At 59.9% G+C, this 15,916-nt stretch carries 11 protein-coding genes; 4 read left to right on the forward strand and 7 right to left on the reverse strand.

The window, feature by feature from the left end; translation table 11 throughout:
- Positions 1 to 107 precede the first annotated feature (107 nt).
- From mapR to KGB18_RS06505, 3 genes are all read right to left on the reverse strand, one after another.
- Positions 108 to 1,517, reverse strand: coding sequence for a GntR family transcriptional regulator MpaR (gene mapR / locus KGB18_RS06495; RefSeq protein ID WP_201060330.1), 1,410 nt, complete (start codon positions 1,515 to 1,517; stop codon positions 108 to 110).
- A gap of 146 nt (positions 1,518 to 1,663) precedes the next feature.
- On the reverse strand, positions 1,664 to 3,076 hold the full coding sequence (gene ccoG / locus KGB18_RS06500) for a cytochrome c oxidase accessory protein CcoG (protein WP_223569557.1): 1,413 nt from the start codon (positions 3,074 to 3,076) through the stop codon (positions 1,664 to 1,666).
- Positions 3,077 to 3,271: 195 nt separating this feature from the next.
- Complete coding sequence (locus tag KGB18_RS06505) at positions 3,272 to 3,505, reverse strand: DUF3203 family protein (RefSeq protein WP_123722951.1); 234 nt, start codon at positions 3,503 to 3,505, stop codon at positions 3,272 to 3,274.
- A 130-nt stretch (positions 3,506 to 3,635) separates the two neighbouring features.
- Here KGB18_RS06505 and KGB18_RS06510 point away from each other — a divergent pair, with 130 nt between their 5' ends.
- On the forward strand, positions 3,636 to 4,136 hold the full coding sequence (locus KGB18_RS06510) for an MgtC/SapB family protein (RefSeq protein ID WP_201060333.1): 501 nt from the start codon (positions 3,636 to 3,638) through the stop codon (positions 4,134 to 4,136).
- Positions 4,137 to 4,154: 18 nt separating this feature from the next.
- Here the strand turns inward: KGB18_RS06510 and KGB18_RS06515 are convergent, their stop codons facing one another.
- On the reverse strand, positions 4,155 to 4,328 hold the full coding sequence (locus tag KGB18_RS06515; RefSeq protein ID WP_201060485.1) for a hypothetical protein: 174 nt from the start codon (positions 4,326 to 4,328) through the stop codon (positions 4,155 to 4,157).
- 214 nt (positions 4,329 to 4,542) lie between these two features.
- On the opposite strand from KGB18_RS06515, the gene KGB18_RS06520 reads away from it, so the two are divergent.
- The 3 genes from KGB18_RS06520 to glgB all read left to right on the forward strand — a co-directional run bounded on the left by KGB18_RS06520 (position 4,543) and on the right by glgB (position 12,277).
- Positions 4,543 to 6,540, forward strand: coding sequence for an alpha-1,4-glucan--maltose-1-phosphate maltosyltransferase (locus KGB18_RS06520; protein WP_223569558.1), 1,998 nt, complete (start codon positions 4,543 to 4,545; stop codon positions 6,538 to 6,540).
- A gap of 161 nt (positions 6,541 to 6,701) precedes the next feature.
- Entirely contained in the window at positions 6,702 to 10,043 is a 3,342-nt protein-coding gene (treS, locus tag KGB18_RS06525; RefSeq protein ID WP_223569559.1) for a maltose alpha-D-glucosyltransferase, read from the forward strand.
- Between the two features lie 2 nt (positions 10,044 to 10,045).
- Positions 10,046 to 12,277, forward strand: coding sequence for a 1,4-alpha-glucan branching protein GlgB (gene glgB, locus KGB18_RS06530; protein WP_123722947.1), 2,232 nt, complete (start codon positions 10,046 to 10,048; stop codon positions 12,275 to 12,277).
- Between the two features lie 49 nt (positions 12,278 to 12,326).
- Here the strand turns inward: glgB and KGB18_RS06535 are convergent, their stop codons facing one another.
- The 3 genes from KGB18_RS06535 to KGB18_RS06545 form a co-directional block, all read right to left on the reverse strand.
- Positions 12,327 to 13,394, reverse strand: a complete 1,068-nt coding sequence (locus KGB18_RS06535) for an autotransporter outer membrane beta-barrel domain-containing protein (protein WP_223569560.1) — start codon at positions 13,392 to 13,394, stop codon at positions 12,327 to 12,329.
- Positions 13,395 to 13,820: 426 nt separating this feature from the next.
- Entirely contained in the window at positions 13,821 to 14,621 is an 801-nt protein-coding gene (locus tag KGB18_RS06540; protein WP_223569561.1) for an endonuclease/exonuclease/phosphatase family protein, read from the reverse strand.
- A gap of 261 nt (positions 14,622 to 14,882) precedes the next feature.
- The gene (locus KGB18_RS06545) at positions 14,883 to 15,641 is read right to left on the reverse strand and encodes a PIG-L deacetylase family protein (protein WP_123722944.1); all 759 of its coding nucleotides are present in this window, start codon (positions 15,639 to 15,641) and stop codon (positions 14,883 to 14,885) included.
- Positions 15,642 to 15,916 lie beyond the last annotated feature (275 nt).

Raw genomic sequence — 15,916 nt, forward strand, 5'->3', positions numbered from 1 at the left:
CCCGCTCCCACAGTGTGCTGCGGTGTAAACACAATCGTGTTCTCAACATTGCACCTTGTGGGAGCGGGCTTGCCCGCGATGGCGATGCCCCAAACGACATCAAATCCTCAGAACGACCGCACAATCCGCCCCAACGTCTCCATCGCCTTCTCAGAATCTTCAGTCCAAGGGCTCCCATAATTCAGCCGAATACAATTCCTGAACCGCTGGGTCGGTGAAAAGATCGGCCCCGGCGCAATGCTGATCCCTTGCGCCAATGCCATCTGAAACAACTTTAACGAATCCATCTGCGGCGGCAGTTCCAGCCACAAAAAGTAGCCCCCTGCCGGCTGACTGACGCGCGTCTGCGCCGGGAAGTAGCGGGCGATGGCGGCGAGCATGGCGCTTTGCTGTTCTTCCAGGGCGTAACGCAGTTTGCGCAGGTGCCGGTCGTAGCCGCCGTGTTGCAGGTAATCGGCGATGGCGGCTTGGGCGGGCATCGAGGCGCAGAGCGAGGTCATCAGCTTCAGGCGTTCGATTTTCTGCGCATACCGCCCAGCGGCGACCCAGCCGATGCGGTAACCGGGGGCCAGGCTCTTGGCGAACGAACCGCAATGCATCACCAACCCTTCGGTATCGAAAGCCTTGGCCGGTTTTGGCGCCTGTTGGCCGTAATAGAGCTCGGCGTAGACGTCGTCTTCGATCAGCGGTACCTGATGGCTGCGCAACAGCTCCACCAGCTCCTGCTTCTTCGCTTCGGGCATGGTCGCGCCCATGGGGTTCTGGAAACTGGTCATGCACCAGCAAGCCTTGATCGGATGCCGTTCCAGGGTCTGGGCGAGAACGCCGAGGTCGATGCCGTCTCGTGGGTGGACGGGAATTTCCACTGCTTTGAGCTTCAGCCGTTCCAGCACTTGCAGGCTGGCGTAGAACGCCGGGGCTTCGATGGCCACCAGATCGCCGGGTTCGGTGACCGCTTGCAGGCACAGGTTCAGGGCTTCGAGGGCGCCGTTGGTGATCAGCAACTCTTCCATGGGCAACATCAGCCCGCCGACCATGTAGCGCAAGGCTATTTGTCGACGCAGTTGCGGGTTACCCGGCGACATGTCGGTGACCACCATGCGCGGGTCCATCTCGCGGGCGGCACTGGCCAGCGAGCGGGACAGGCGTTGCAGCGGGAACAGCGTGGGGCTGGGGAACGCCGAACCGAAGGGCACAGTGTTCGGATCCTTGATCGAGTCCAGCACCGAGAACACCAGTTCGCTGACGTCGACTTTGGTGGACTCGTTGACCTGGCTACTGATCACCGGCTCCGAGAACGGGCTCGGTGCATGCGCATTGACGAAGTAGCCGGAACGCGGCCGGGCGCGGATCAAGCCCCGGCGTTCGAGCAGGTAATAGGCCTGGAACACAGTGGACGGGCTGACGCCGTAGGTCTGACTGGCGTAGCGCACCGATGGCACCCGCTGGCCGGGACCGAGGACGCCGGAGCGGATCAGTTCAGCGATGTCGTCGGCGAATTTTTCGTAGCGTTTCATCGAGTGCCCGGGTGGTGTCATTCATTGAAAAAAGGGGTGGCAGTCAGGTCGCCAAGATCGCAGCCTTCGGCAGCTCCTACAATGGATCGGCGTACACCTGTAGGAGCTGCCGAAGGCTGCGATCTTTGGCTTTGCATCTTAAAGGCTCAACGGTTCATCGGCGCAACAAAGCGGCTCTTGGCCACGCTGTAGATCTCCGGCTCATCGCTGTCGACAATTTTGAAACTGATGGTCTGCGAGCTGCTGCTCGGACGATCCGTGGTCATCGCCACCGACACCGGTACGTCGACGATCTCACCGGGGGCCAGGCTCAGTTCGGTCTTGCCTTGCAACTGGAAGCCGTCGCCATCGACCAGTGTCAATTGATAATCCTGACGTTGCTGGGTCTTGTTGATGACCTTCAGGCTGTAGATGTTTTCGATCTGGCCTTCACTGTTCTCGCGGAACAGGCCACGGTCCTTGCTCACGTCCAGCGACACCATCGGCCGTTCCACCAGCGCCAGGGCGAGGGCGCCGATCATCACCAGCAGCACCGCGCTGTAGCCGATCAAGCGCGGGCGCAGCAGGTGGGTCTTGCCACCCTGCAACTCATGCTCTGAGGTGTAGCTGATCAACCCACGGGCATAACCCATTTTGTCCATGATCGAATCACAGGCGTCGATGCACGCGGCGCAACCGATGCATTCCATCTGCAAACCGTCGCGAATATCGATGCCGGTTGGGCAGACCTGCACGCACAATTGGCAATCAATGCAATCCCCCAGCCCGACCTCGGTGGGTTTGGCGTCACGTTTGCGCGGGCCACGGTTTTCGCCGCGGGCCACGTCATAGGAAATGGTCAGGGTGTCCTTGTCGAACATCACGCTCTGGAACCGCGCATACGGGCACATGTGCATGCACACCGCTTCGCGCAGCCAACCGGCATTGATGTAAGTGGCCCCGGTGAAGAACAGCACCCAGAACAGGCTGACACCGCCGATTTGCAAAGTCAGCAGTTCTTCAGCCAGGGGGCGGATCGGCGTGAAGTAGCCGACAAACGTCAGGCCGGTGAGCAGGCTGATCGCCAGCCACAGGGTGTGTTTGGCCGAGCGGCGGATCAGTTTGTTCAGGCCCCAGGGTGCGGCTTGCAACTTGATCCGCTGGTTGCGCTCGCCTTCGGTGAGCTTCTCGCACCACATGAAGATCCAGGTCCAGGAACTCTGCGGGCAGGTGTAACCGCACCAGACCCGGCCTGCGAACACGGTGATCGCAAACAGGCCGAACGCGGCAATGATCAGCAGCGCCGAAAGCAGAATGAAATCCTGTGGCCAGAAGGTTGCGCCGAAGATGTGGAATTTGCTTTCGGAAAGGTCCCAGAGCACCGCTTGGCGGCCACCCCAGTTCAGCCACACCGTGCCGAAGAACAGCAGAAACAGAACCCCCGCGCCACTCATGCGCAGGGTGCGGAACAAACCCGTGAAGCTGCGAGTGTGGATCAGGTTGTCGCTGGATTTGGCCTTTATCTTTGGACGCAAAGGCTCGAACGTTTCAACGGTTCGGACGGGGATTCTATCGCTCATGGTCTTTCGCTCATCAGCCTCCATCAGGCCTGAGCACTATGACCAGCGATCTGTTTGCATAACAGACTCAGCTATAGCAATAAAAAGCGGATCAGATGAGTTTTCGGCACTCGCCTGCGACAACTTGATGCACCCGCAACGGCAGGCCGCAAACGCCTATGCCAGGTGTTTGCGGCGTGTGTTGATGCGGGTCAGTCAAATCACCGAATCACTGTCCGTGGCCTTCAAATGCCGGCGTTCATCCACTGCGCCTGCTACGGTCAATGCATCGGCTTCTGCTTCGGTGATGTAGATGCGCTGGCCGTCGAGGTCGACCGCCGACATGGATTTTTCCCCGTCGGTGAGGATGGTCACGTCGGGGCAAAGACGAATTTCTTCGCCGCTTTCGGTGGTGAAAAAGCAGGTCTGGTTTTCGATGCGCACGGTCATGGAGGCGTCCTTTTTTCGGCGGATTCTGAAGTGTTAGGGCGCATTCGCCGGTCATCGTTCTGTGCAACCGATTAATGGTGGGTGCGGTCCATCCTTTATCGAGTCATTAAATCATCACAAGGACTGCGCCATGGACGCCTGGTGGCATGAGGTTTGGGTGACGCTGCAAGCGGAGTTCGCCGACATTGGCGATGCTTCACAACTGACGCGCATTACGGTGCGCTTGCTGATCGCCGCTTTGCTGGGCGGCCTTCTCGGTTTCGAACGCGAGCAGAAAGGTAAGGCCGCCGGGGTTCGCACCCATATGCTGGTGGCGCTGGGCGCGGCGCTGTTTGTGCTGGTGCCGCAGATGTCAGGATCCCAGGCCGATGCCATGAGCCGAGTGGTGCAGGGCGTGATCGCCGGCATCGGCTTTCTTGGCGCCGGGACTATCCTGAAAAACACTGATGGCGATGAGGGCCATGTCAAAGGCCTGACCACCGCCGCCGGTTTGTGGATGACGGCGGCCATTGGTGTTTCGGCCGGAATGGGCCGCGAGGCGACAGCCGTGCTCAGTACGTTGCTGGCATTGGTGATTCTCGGTGTAATGCCTATCGTCGTGCGCCAGTTTGAAAAGGATCGACACCCATAATTTGAGTCTTCATGCAGTTTACGGACTCACGATTTCCGGCGGCTGGGAGCTAGGCGGCTCTTCCCGGGGTGGTGGGCTGGTGCCTGGCGGTTCCTGCTCGGGGACGGGGCCGGGTTCGGTTGGCGGTGTTGGCGGAATCGTCGGCTCATCGATGTTCGGATCGGGTGTCTCGGCCGGGATTGGAATGCTCATCGATAGTCTCCACTGGCAGATGGCGTGAGTCGTGCTTAAGTTGGTTGACCCGTACACAGGGAATTTGATTCCCCGAAAGACTTGGCAAATCCCTCTGAACTTTTACCGGCGCCTGCTGTTCGGAACTTAAGTGAGTTCATGTCGGGGCAGACCGCTTCGTGTGAACGACGACCAGGCACAAGAGCGTCCTTGGGGCGTTAAGGAGAGATGCTCGATGACCGCTGAAAAACCCACAGAGTTGAGCTACAACCCTCATATACCGCTGTCGCAAGCCTTGTTGTTGCCGCGCATCGTGATCGAAAACACCATGCCGATCCTCGATGGCGGCCAATTCGCCATTAAAGCCGTGATTGATCAGGATGTGGTGGTGACCAGCAAAGTATTTGCCGACGGTCACGACAAACTGGCCGTGCGCATCCGCTGGCGTGCCGACGGCGACGAAACCTGGCAGAGCGAGGTGATGGCCGAGCTGGGCAATAACGGCTGGCAGGGCCAGTTTCGTGTCAAGAAGCAGGGGCGTTATGTGTTCTGCCTCGAAGCCTGGATCGATCAGTTCGCCAGCTTTTGTTATGAGCTAGAGAAAAAACACGCCGTCGGCGTTCCGGTCAGCCTGGAATTGCAGGAAGGGCGCTCTCACGTCCAGCAGGCAGCCGAACGTTCCGAGGGCCCGCTCAGTGAACAACTGGCGGCGTTGCACCATGAGTTGTCCGGTCTGCTCGAAACCGAGCAGGTTGCCTTGTTTCTGCACCAACGTAGCGCGGATCTGATGGCCCAGGCCGACCATCGTCCGTTCCTGAGCCTGAGTCCTGAATACCCGGTGGACGTAGAACGAGCGCTGGCGCAGTTCGCCAGTTGGTATGAACTGTTTCCGCGCTCGATCACCGATGATCCGGCCCGCCACGGCACTTTCAACGACGTGCATTCGCGGCTGCCGATGATCCAGGACATGGGCTTCGACGTGCTGTATTTCACGCCGATCCACCCGATTGGCCGCAGCTACCGCAAAGGCCCGAACAACTCGTTGATCGCCGGCCCCGACGATCCGGGCAGCCCTTACGCCATCGGCAGTGAAGAGGGCGGGCATGAGGCGATTCACTCGGAACTGGGCACTCGCGAGGACTTTCGCCGGCTCGTCGCGGCCGCTGCCGAGCATGGGCTGGAAATCGCTCTCGACTTTGCGATTCAGTGTTCCCAGGATCACCCGTGGCTCAAACAGCACCCGGGCTGGTTCAACTGGCGGCCGGACGGCACGATCAAATACGCCGAGAACCCGCCGAAGAAATACCAGGACATCGTCAACGTCGATTTCTATGCCGTGGATGCCATTCCCAGCCTGTGGATCGAGTTGCGTGACATCGTGGTCGGTTGGGTCAAGGAGGGCGTGAAGCTGTTTCGCGTCGATAACCCTCACACCAAACCATTGCCGTTCTGGCAGTGGATGATCGCCGATGTGCGGGCGCTGTACCCCGAGGTGATCTTCCTGGCCGAAGCCTTTACCACCCCGGCGATGATGGCGCGCCTGGGCAAAGTCGGTTACTCCCAGAGCTACACCTATTTCACCTGGCGCAATACCAAGAGCGAGCTGGCAACCTATCTCACCGAACTCAACGAGTCGCCGTGGCGTGAATGCTACCGGCCGAATTTTTTCGTCAACACGCCGGACATCAACCCGGCGTTCCTGCATGAATCCGGGCGCGCGGGTTTTCTGATTCGTGCCGCGCTGGCGACCATGGGCTCTGGCCTGTGGGGTATGTATTCGGGTTTTGAACTGTGTGAAGCCGCACCGGTGCCGGGCCGGGAGGAATACCTCAATTCCGAGAAGTACGAAATCCGCCCACGGGACTTCAACGCGCCGGGCAACATCATTGCCGAAATCGCCCAGCTCAACCGCATCCGCCGGCAGAACCCGGCGTTGCACACGCACCTGGGCCTGAAGGTCTACAACGCCTGGAACGACAACATTCTGTACTTCGGCAAACGCAGCGTCGACGGCAGCAATTTCATTCTGGTGGCGGTCAGCCTCGATCCGCATCACGCCCAAGAGGCGAATTTCGAATTGCCGCTGTGGGAAATGGGCCTGCCCGACGATGCCGTCACTCAGGGCGAGGACTTGATGAACGGCCACCGCTGGACCTGGCACGGCAAGTACCAGTTCATGCGGATCGAACCATGGCATCTGCCGTTCGGGATTTGGAGGATTACTCGTTCCTGAGCCTAGCGAAGATCAATGTGGGAGCTGGCTTGCCTGCGATAGCGGTGGGTCAGCGCCGAACATGCTCACTGACAGATTGCTATCGCAGGCAAGCCAGCTCCCACACTGACCGCATTTCTTCAGGCAGTTGATGTTTTCCCAGAATTTTTCAGGAGTTACAAATGGCGAAGAAACCCAGGTCAGCCACCTTTATCAAGGACCCGCTCTGGTACAAGGATGCGGTGATCTACCAGGTTCACGTTAAGTCTTTTTTCGACTCCAACAACGACGGGATCGGCGACTTTCCCGGCCTTATCGCCAAACTCGATTACATTGCCGATCTGGGCGTCAACACCATCTGGCTGTTGCCGTTCTACCCCTCGCCACGACGCGACGACGGTTACGACATCGCCGAATACCGTGGCGTGCATCCTGACTACGGCACCATGGCCGATGCCAAACGCTTCATTTCCGAGGCCCATAAACGCGGCCTGCGGGTGATTACCGAACTGGTCATTAATCACACCTCGGACCAGCACGCGTGGTTCCAGCGTGCGCGCAAGGCCAAGCCCGGTTCGGCGGCCCGCGACTTCTATGTCTGGTCCGATGACGACCAGAAATACGACGGCACCCGCATCATCTTTCTCGACACCGAAAAGTCCAACTGGACCTGGGACCCGGTGGCCGGTCAGTACTTCTGGCACCGTTTCTATTCGCACCAACCGGACCTGAACTTTGACAACCCGCAGGTCATGAAAGCGGTACTGTCGGTGATGCGTTACTGGCTCGACATGGGCATCGACGGTCTGCGTCTGGACGCGATCCCGTACCTGATCGAGCGCGATGGCACCAACAACGAAAACCTGCCCGAGACCCACGACGTCCTCAAGCAGATCCGTGCCGAGATCGACGCAAACTATCCCGACCGCATGTTGCTGGCCGAGGCCAATCAGTGGCCGGAAGACACTCAGCTGTACTTTGGCAACACCGATGCCAGCGGCCAGAACGGCGACGAATGCCACATGGCCTTTCACTTCCCGTTGATGCCGCGCATGTACATGGCACTGGCTCAGGAAGATCGCTTTCCGATCACCGATATTTTGCGTCAGACGCCGGAAATCCCCGCCAACTGCCAGTGGGCGATTTTCCTGCGCAACCACGATGAGCTGACCCTGGAAATGGTCACCGACCGGGAGCGCGATTACCTGTGGAATTACTACGCCGCCGACCGTCGGGCGCGGATCAATCTGGGGATTCGTCGGCGTCTGGCGCCGTTGATGGAGCGCGATCGTCGCCGCGTGGAATTGCTCAACAGCCTGCTACTGTCGATGCCCGGCACGCCGACCCTGTATTACGGCGATGAAATCGGCATGGGCGACAACATCTACCTCGGCGACCGCGACGGTGTGCGCACGCCGATGCAGTGGTCGATCGACCGTAATGGCGGATTCTCTCGCGCCGACCCGGCCAGCCTGGTGTTGCCGCCGATCATGGACCCGCAATACGGCTACCTGTCTGTCAACGTCGAAACCCAGGCTGGCGACCCTCATTCATTGTTGAACTGGACCCGGCGCATGCTCGCGATACGCAAGCAGTCCAAGGCCTTCGGTCGCGGGACGCTGAAGATGCTCTCGCCGAGCAATCGACGGATTCTGGCTTATACCCGCGAATTCACCGGCCCTGACGGCAAGCACGAGATTATTCTGTGCGTGGCCAACGTGTCCCGCAGCGCGCAAGCGGCGGAACTGGATCTGTCGGCATACGTCGGCATGGTTCCGGTGGAGATGCTTGGCGGCAATGCGTTCCCGCCGATCGGCCAGTTGAATTTCCTGCTGACGCTGGCGCCTTACGGCTTCTATTGGTTCGGGCTGGCGGCGGAAAACCAAATGCCGAGCTGGCACGTGGAGCCGGCACAAAGCCTGCCGGACTTCACCACCCTGGTGCTGAAGAAACGCATGGAAGAGCTGCTCGAGGCGCCGTCCCGTCACACCCTGGAACAGGGCATCCTGCCGAGCTGGTTGCAGAACCGCCGCTGGTACGCCGGCAAGGACGGCATCATCGACAACGTCAACCTCGCTTACGGCGTGCGTTTTGGCGACCCGCAGCATCCAGTGCTGTTGGGTGAAATCGACGTCACCAGCGGCGGTCAGACCAGCCGCTATCAGTTGCCATTCGGTTTTATCTCCGAGGAGCAGGTCGGCGCGGCGTTGCCGCAGCAATTGGCGCTGGCCAGGGTCCGGCGCGGGCGTCAGGTCGGGCTGATCACCGACGCCTTCAGCCTCGACAGCTTTGTTCATGCCGTGTTGCAGAGCATGCAGGCCGGCATGGTGTTGCCGTCGGACGGCGGCGAGATCCGCTTCGAGCCTACCGACGAACTGGCCAAACTTGGCCTGACTGCCGAGTCGGAGGTGCGGTACCTGTCCGCCGAGCAATCCAACAGTTCGGTGGTGATCGGCAGCAGCCTTGTGCTGAAATTGATCCGCAAGGTCGCGTCAGGCGTGCACCCGGAACTGGAAATGAGTGCGTACCTGACCCATGCCGGCTTCCAGAATATTTCGCCGCTGCTGGGGGCGGTGATTCGTCGCGATGCGGCGGGCGAGGACACGTTGTTGATGATCGCCCAAGGCTACTTGAGCAATCAGGGCGACGCGTGGGAGTGGACCCAGAACAACCTCGAACGGGCACTTCGCGACGAACTCGCTGATGCCGTGTCGGAGCAGGAGCAGCACTACAACGCCCTCGGCGAGCTGAAGGATTTTGCCGGCATGCTTGGCCAGCGCCTGGGGGAAATGCATCAGGTGTTGGCGGCCCCGAGCGCTAACCCGGACTTCGCGCCACAAATCACCACCCAGAAAGATGCCCTGGCCTCGGCCAAGGACGTGGCGGCGCAACTGGAACATGCCCTGAAGTTACTCAAGCAGCATCAAACTGAACTGAACGCCGAGGATCAGGCATTGGTCAGTCGTTTGCTGGACAACAAAAAAGCCATCCTCAGCCATGTTCAGGAGTTGGGTAAGAAAGCGGCTGGTGGCCTGCGCATTCGCGTCCATGGTGACTTGCACCTGGGGCAGGTGCTGGTGATCAAAGGCGATGCCTACCTGATCGATTTCGAGGGCGAGCCGGCGCGGCCGCTGCATGAGCGCCGAGGCAAACACAGCCCTTATAAAGATGTCAGCGGCGTGTTGCGCTCCTTCGATTACGCCGCGGCGATGACGATCAACGTGCATAACGTCGATAACACCGTCTCCGCCCAAGAGGCGCGTCAACGGGTTGCCGAGCGTTATCTGAAAGAGGCAAGGCAAGCATTTGTCGACGCTTATCGGCTGGCGGCAGCTAGTCTTGCTCATGCATGGCAAGATCCTGAAGGCGAAGACGCCGCGCTGGCGTTGTTCGGTCTGGAGAAGGCAGCTTATGAAGTGGCCTATGAGGCTGAAAATCGCCCCACCTGGCTGCCCGTGCCGTTGCACGGTCTGTACGGGTTATTGAGTGGGCTCAAACCCTTTTCCGATCTTGGTGGAGAGTAGTCATGAGTATCTCGAACAAGGAACAGGGGCATGTGGGACAGGCGCTGCTACCCAGGGCGCGGGACATCGATGCGTTGGTACGCGCCGAGCACCAAGACCCCTTTGCAATTCTCGGCCCGCACGGCGATGGCGCCGGCGGGCAATTCATTCGAGCCTATCTACCGGACGCCTTGAGCGTGCAGGTGGTGGACAAAGAGTCCGGGGAGGAACTCGGCAGCCTTGAGACCACCCAAACCCCGGGGCTGTTCGTCGGACACTTCGAGCGGGACCGGCCCTATCTGTTGCGAACCCGTTGGGCCGGTGGCGAGCAACTCGCCGAGGATCCCTACAGCTTTGGCCCGTTACTCGGCGAGATGGACTTGTACCTGTTCGCCGAGGGCAATCACCGCGACCTGAGCAGCTGCCTCGGCGCGCAGTTGAAGACGGTCGATGGCGTGGATGGCGTGCGCTTCGCCGTGTGGGCGCCGAACGCAAAAAGGGTTTCGGTGGTTGGCGATTTCAACGTCTGGGATGGACGTCGGCATCCGATGCGTCTGCGCCACCCTACCGGTGTCTGGGAGTTGTTCATCCCGCGCCTGCCAGCGGGGGAGGCCTACAAATACGAAATCCTCGGTGCCCACGGCATTCTGCCGCTCAAGGCCGACCCGATGGCCCTTGCCACCGCTTTGCCACCGGACACGGCGTCGAAAGTCGCCTCGCCGCTGAAAATCGATTGGCAGGACCACGCCTGGATGCAGTCGCGGGGCGAGCGTCAGCGAACCAGTGCACCGCTGTCGATTTACGAATTGCATGCCGGTTCCTGGCAATGCGAGCTGGATGACCTGGGCGAGGTCGCCCGTCAGTACACCTGGCCCGAGTTGGCCGAGCGGCTGATTCCTTACGTGAAGGAGCTGGGTTTCACCCACATCGAACTGATGCCGATCATGGAGCATCCATTCGGTGGCTCCTGGGGTTATCAACTGCTGTCGCAATTCGCCCCGAGCGCCCGTTACGGCACGCCGGATGACTTCGCCGCGTTCGTCAATGCCTGTCACCAGGCCGAGATCGGCGTGATCCTCGATTGGGTGCCAGCGCATTTTCCCACCGATACCCACGGCCTGGCGCAGTTCGACGGCACCGCGTTGTATGAGTACGGCAACCCGCAGGAAGGTTTTCACCAGGATTGGGACACGCTGATCTACAACCTGGGCCGCACCGAGGTGCATGGCTACATGCTGGCGTCGGCGCTGCACTGGCTCAAGCATTTCCACGTCGATGGCCTGCGCGTGGACGCAGTGGCGTCGATGCTGTATCGCGATTACTCGCGCAAGGCCGGCGAATGGGTGCCCAACCGTCACGGCGGTCGGGAGAATCTGGAAGCCATTGATTTCGTCCGCCATCTCAATGATGTAGTGGCCCTGGAAACGCCGGGCGCGCTGGTGATTGCCGAAGAGTCCACGGCGTGGCCGGGTGTCAGCCAGAGCACGCAACAGGGTGGGCTGGGTTTTGCCTATAAGTGGAACATGGGCTGGATGCACGACTCGCTGCATTACATTCAGCAGGATCCGGTGTACCGCGCCCATCACCACAACGAGCTGAGTTTCGGCCTGGTGTATGCCTGGTCCGAGCGCTTCATCCTGCCGATTTCGCACGATGAAGTGGTGCATGGCAAGCATTCGCTGATTGACAAGATGCCGGGGGACCGTTGGCAGAAGTTTGCCAACCTGCGGGCTTATCTGAGTTTCATGTGGACGCATCCCGGCAAGAAACTGTTGTTCATGGGCTGCGAATTCGGCCAGTGGCGAGAGTGGAATCACGATCAGCAACTGGACTGGTATTTGCTGCAATACCCGGAACACCAAGGGGTGCGCAAACTGGTCGGTGACCTGAATCGGTTGTATCGCGAAGAGCCGGCGCTGCACGATCAGGACGACGCCCCGCAAGGCTTCCAGTGGTTAATTGGCGACGATGCGGTCAACAGCGTTTACGCCTGGCTGCGCTGGAGCAAGGACGGGCGGCCGGTGTTGGTGGTGGCCAACTTCACCCCGGTGCCGCGACAGGCCTACCGCGTCGGCGTGCCGTTTGCCGGGCGCTGGGTCGAGTTGATCAACAGCGATGCCGACACTTATGCCGGGTCCAACTACGGTAACGGCGGCGGGGTGTTCACCGACGAAGAACCGAGCCATGGCCAGGCCCTCTCACTGGAGTTGAACCTGCCGCCGTTGGCGGTGTTGATTTTGCGTCCGGAGGGTTAGGATCTTGATCGTTCCCACGCTCTGCGTGGGAACGATCATCGGCCAGGCTTCACCACCGCATCCGCACCCCAAGGCTGCCAATCAACCCGTTCAAATCATTGTCATCCACATCGCTGCTGTAATCGGCGCTGATATACAGGCTGACCAAAGGCGTCACTTTGGCCACCAAACCCAGACCCACATCCACCGTCGAGGATTTGCGACTGCTGCTGATTTTGTCGACCTGATCCAGGCTCACGGTATTGCCGGTGTACACCGTGTGCCACACATTGGTGCGCACATACGGTTCGACGGGCAGGCCGTTAATATCGTAACTGCCTTTCAAGCGCGCACCGACACGACCACTCCAGGACGTCAAGTCGCTGGATGACGCATTACCAGAACCGGCATTGGGCGTATCCAGCGTAATGCGTTGATTGATCAATTGTGCCTGGGGTTCGATCACCCAGTTATTACCCAGGCCAATCGGGAAACCACCTTCCACCGACAACGTCACCGCGCTGCCTTCGGCGGCTTGTCGCGCGCCTTGGTCATTGCGGCTGTAACCGTTGACCCGGCCACCGCTGGCCGACAAGTCCACGTGCCAGCCTTGCGGGCCGGTCAGGCTCCAGTAGGCGCCGAGACTTTGGCCTTGAAGGTTGAGCGTGTCATGGCCGGGGTCGGCAAGGGCGCGACTGGTCAGCAGCCCATTGTCATTGCCCTGGAATTGGGTGGTGCCGCCGATCAGTCCGACCCGTTGGGTATGGCCGCTATTGCTTTGTACGGTCAGCAGCGCCGGGCCTTTGAATTCGCTGGCGCCGGGGATAGAAGAACCTTGGGCCAGAGAGTCGGTTTGGGCCTGCCGTGAGGTTTTTCCATAGACGTGGTCCCAGGCTGAAGGCGAGGCATCTTCAACTGTCAGGCGTGAGCTTTGTAAGTCTGGATTGAAGCGTAAGCGGCCGGGATACGTGGCGGAGTCGGTTGGCAAGGTGAGGGACGGCAGTGCCTGGTTGTACCAGGGGGTTGGTTCGTCCTCGGCAGACGCGGCCCGCACCTCCATGGATGAACACAGCAGGAGTGAACCTGTGACAGTGCAAAAAGTGATTTTGATCTCTTGTGGGGTGAACGACGTTTTCATGGGGGTCTACCTTGCAATCGCATGCGTATCTCGCTTTGGCGTCTCTCCTACCCCGAATGAGGGGCGACCGAATGGATTGAGGCAAGGGCAGACCCGCCCGTTTTTACAGGAGTCTGGAGGCTTGCCCCTGATGGATTTCCGGGGGTAGTAAGGACTAGCTAAGAAGACTGCTGACGCTGCGTCAAGAAAGTGGCCGATAAGCGGTACGGCTATTTTAGGCGTTGTAAGTGACTGATTTTTGGCGCGTATATAAGTTGTTGTTTGTGCAAAAAATCATCCCGAAAGCGCGAGCCAGACGCGTTGGGTAGGGGGCTATCGGTTGTTTGGTGGATGATCCAGTGCAGGATAAACAAACGGCGTCGGCGCGCCATTGCTGTCATTTTTTCTGTCAGAGTTGGCAGTCCTTGCGACTGCCATTTGACGGTGTTACAGACGCACTTCCACCGCCAGCGGTAAATGGTCCGACAGATGCGTCCAGGGTTTGTGGCCGAGTATTCGCGGTTCATGACTGGTGGCATTACGCAGGTAGATCCGGTCCAGGCGCAGCAGGGGAAAACGCGCCGGGTAAGTTTTCGCCGGCCGGCCATGATGGCGTTCGAAGGCTTCATGCAGGTAATCGCGCTGGGCGAGGGCGGCATTGCCTTGCAACTGCCAGTCGTTGAAGTCGCCGGCAATGATCACCGGGGCGTCATCGGGCAGCGATTCGAGCAACAGGCAGAGCAACTGCAACTGGAGTTGTCGATGGCTTTCCAACAGGCTCAGGTGCACGCAGATGGCATGCACTTCGGCATGCCCCGGCACATCCAGCACACAGTGCAACAACCCACGCCGCTCGGGGCCGGTGATCGAGACGTCGAGGTTGCGAAATTCGCGGATCGGGTATTTCGACAGCAGGGCATTTCCGTGGTGGCCGTCGGGGTAGACCGCGTTGCGACCGTAAGCGAAGTCGCTCCACATGCTGTCGGCCAGGAACTCGTATTGCGAGGTCTGTGGCCAATCGTTGTAACGGGAAGAATGCCGGTCGTGCTCACCGACTACCTCCTGCAGAAACACCAGGTCTGCCGACGTGCTGCGTACCGCTTCACGCAGTTCCGGGAGGATGAAACGCCGGTTGAGGGCGGTGAAGCCTTTGTGGGTGTTGACCGTCAGCACTCTCAGTCGATGAATCGCCGGAGGCGTGTTCGGTGGCGTTGATTCGACGGCCTGTCGTTCGGCATCGCTGGTCACGTTCACTCCTCTGAATCAGGGCTGCTGTTTCCATGCGACTGATACGCGGGCGAGCAGTTCAGCGTGATGTGTCTTGTAACAACACATTCACGGCAACCTGGTAGCAGCTGTCGAGCTTGCGAGGCTGCGTACGGCTGCGCAGCAGTCGTAAAATCAGGCGACGCGGTGTGTCAGGCAAACCATAGATGCTGGACTGACGACTGCTGCGCAGCCGAACGCAGCCTCGCAAGCTCGACAGCTGCTACAGAGCCCGGTCGGGTTTCAGACAAACACAATTTCATACGGCAATCGCATGCGCTCCAGTATCACCGGGGGCAGCATTGGGGCGATGCCGATTGCCGGCTCGCCGTCGAGTTGGCTGGCGTAGGCGTAGGTGGCGTGGCTTTTGCGCGCGACGGTCCAGTTGTCGAGGCGTACCTTGCGTGCGCGATGCCAGGGGATCAGCCCGTGATCGCGTGTCGGCCAATGCCAGGCCCGGATCGGTATTTCGTTGAGCGTCGCGCCGACCAAAGCCGCTGCCCTGGCGCAGGCCCGGCCAACGGCATCGTGGTCGACGTTACCGTCTTCGCGCCAGGTGCTGAACACCACATCGCCAGGGCGCAGGTAGCGGACGATGAATTGGGTCAACTCAGACTCCCGCTCGCCCAGCCCGCTGTCGGTGAAGCCGCCGCGAATCCATTTCAGGCTGTGCATCGGCAACCCGAGCCGGCGCAACGCTTCGACGCTTTCCTGGGGGCGGATTACGCTCAGGCGTTTTTCCGACCACTGCCGCGACCCCGGATGACTGGAGCTACCGTCGGTGATCGAGATCAATTGCAGAGGATGGCCGAGGGAGCACAGCAACTGCAGCAGGCCGCCGCAGGTCACCACTTCATCACCGGGATGCGGCGCAATGACTACCGCGCGAGCGCCGGCCGGGACCAGCGTTTCGGTATTGATGACAGGGATATTGTCCAGTTGCGGGGCGCTGTTCCAGATCTGCGCTGGCAAACTGTTTTCAGTGATGGAAACCGATTTCATAGGCGCTACTTCCTTGTTCTGTCTTGCCCTCAGTCATGCTCATTACTTGCAAGGGAGCAAGCCTGGCAGACCCGTGAAGGCGGGGTAAATAGCAATTGCAGCGCTCCGAACCCTGGATTGCTGCGGGCAGAGTATTGCTCATGGAACGCTATTCGTCGCCTCAGCCTTTGGTCGGATACGGTTTTTTTAATCCGGGCTGTGTCAGATGTCGCAAATAGTCACCGAAATCCATTTCGGCAGCGATGCACGCCTTGTAGCAGCTGCCGAGCCCGCGA

The organism is Pseudomonas sp. BF-R-26 (assembly GCF_019947395.1).
Lineage (GTDB): Bacteria > Pseudomonadota > Gammaproteobacteria > Pseudomonadales > Pseudomonadaceae > Aquipseudomonas > Aquipseudomonas farris.